3 protein-coding genes are annotated in these 2,055 nt (G+C 36.0%); all 3 read left to right on the top strand.

The window, feature by feature from the left end; translation table 11 throughout:
• The first annotated feature begins 67 nt into the window (after positions 1-67).
• Positions 68-649, top strand: a complete 582-nt coding sequence (locus AC220I_RS21720) for a hypothetical protein (protein ID WP_486725961.1) — start codon at positions 68-70, stop codon at positions 647-649.
• 110 nt (positions 650-759) lie between these two features.
• Complete coding sequence (locus tag AC220I_RS21715; protein WP_486725960.1) at positions 760-1,809, top strand: S66 family peptidase; 1,050 nt, start codon at positions 760-762, stop codon at positions 1,807-1,809.
• A gap of 51 nt (positions 1,810-1,860) precedes the next feature.
• The coding region (locus AC220I_RS21710; RefSeq protein WP_486725962.1) for an AAA family ATPase at positions 1,861-2,055 on the top strand (195 nt) is incomplete at its 3' end.

The raw sequence follows: 2,055 nt of genomic DNA, 5'->3' as shown, positions 1-2,055 counted from the left end.
TATCCAGATATTCAGCCTCTATTAATGGCACATGTAATAGAGATTATAAATGAGAGCGAGGTCTAACATGGGACATAAGAAAAGTACTTGGGAAGAATTGAGTGAAAATTTAGGTGGTGTTTATACGAGAGCCACTTTTTTAAAACCAGAGAAGGTAGACTTTGAATATCAAAATATCAAGATTGTCTTAGATTCCTATATGGTTATGGTGGGCAATGCACCGATTACATATACTCGTGTGAGAAGTATTTTTAAGAATCCAAGGCAGTTGAAATTAAAGCTTTACAAAGAGGGCTTTTTTAGTCAAATTGGCAAAATGCTTGGTATGCAAGATATTATAGTGAATGATGTGGAACTAGACCAACGTTACATCATAAAGGGAAACGATGAAGTGATAATTGGTAAACTGCTTACAGATTATCGATTAAAGCAATTATTAATATCGGATAAACCAGTTGAACTTGAGATTAATAACAAAGATAAGTGTTTGATAGAAGAGGATGAGAGTCTAGTATCATTCCAGGCAACAGGTTTGATAAAGGATTTAGACCAGTTAAACCACATTATGGAGATTTTTTGGCGTTTATATGATGTTATGGTTGAGATGGAACTGACAAATGATTTCCAGATTGGGTCCGTACTTAAATAAATGAATAAATGAATGAGGTCTTCTAAGCTTATATCACCTTCTAGAGCTATTTAGACTGAGTTTGAGATCCTTGTGATCATATTAAAATGAAATTCGAAAGGAGTTTAGATATGAGCAAAATGAAGCTAAGACAAATAAGAAAGGGTTCTAAAATTGCCGTGATTTCACCATCAGCACCGCTCCCAAACCTTTTCCCAGACCTCTATGAAATGGGACTTCGAAATATAGAAGAAGTTCTTCAAGTTGAAATTGTAGAAATGCCCACCGCTAGAATGGATCGTAAGACTTTATATGAAAATCCAATGCTTAGGGCAAAGGATATTAACGATGCATTTAAAGATGACCAGATTGATGGTATTATCTGCTCAATTGGAGGGTATGAGTCTGTAAGAATACTTGAATACTTGGATTTAGATACCATTATGAAAAATCCAAAGATGATTATGGGATTTTCAGATGCGACTACTTTTTTATCCTATTTAGCAAGTAAGGGCATGCCGACGCTTCATGGTCCTTCTGTTATGGCGGGTTTGGCACAAACAAACGCTTTTGAACCTGCTTTTACATCCCATTTGAAGACCTTCTTGATGGCACTTAAATGCCCATATGTGTATCCTGAGTATATGCAAATTACACAGGGGTACAAGGATTGGTCATGTAAAGAAACGCTCGGCGAGTGCTTACCCTTTGAAGACAACAAGGGGTTAAAAGTATTACAGGGGCATAAAAGTGTAAAGGGCAAGCTTTGGGGTGGCAATATTGAAGTGCTTGAGTTCTTAAAGGGGACTAAATTTTGGCCAGATGAAGCCTTTTGGGATGACAAAATTCTTTTCTTCGAGACTTCAGAAGATAAACCATCTCCATTTGTTGTTGGCTGTATGCTTAGAAACTATGCAATACAAGGCATTCTGAATAAAGTTAAAGGTATCATTTTTTCAAAGCCAAAAGATTATACCCCTGAAGAAACGTTAGAACTTGAAGAGATACTTTTGAATATTATTAACATTGAAAATGATTTAAGTCATTTACTAGTGATGACTGGGGGCGATTTTGGCCATACTGATCCCAAGTGGATTTTGCCTTATAACTGTGAAATTGAATTTGACCCTTTGAATAAAAAAGTCATGTTGCTTGAAAGTCCTTTTATGGGTCAAGAATAGGTGGTTGGTGTGCTTAAGGAAAGAGAACAATATCTTAGAGCAGTGAAAAAAATGGATAATGAAATTACAAGAAGAGAAGAATATCCCTATAATCTAGTGGCCATTAAAGCCTTAACAAGTCTTGAATTTCATCCCAATGTCACTTTTTTAATTGGTGAGAATGGGAGTGGTAAATCAACAGTCCTTGAAGCCATCGCAGTGGCATATGGTTATAATCCTGAGGGTGGAACCAAGAATTTCAATTTT

The sequence above is a fragment of the Fusibacter sp. genome, assembly GCF_057447755.1.
Note: the sequence above shows the minus strand (reverse complement) of the source record. Positions and strands in the feature narration are given on the sequence as shown.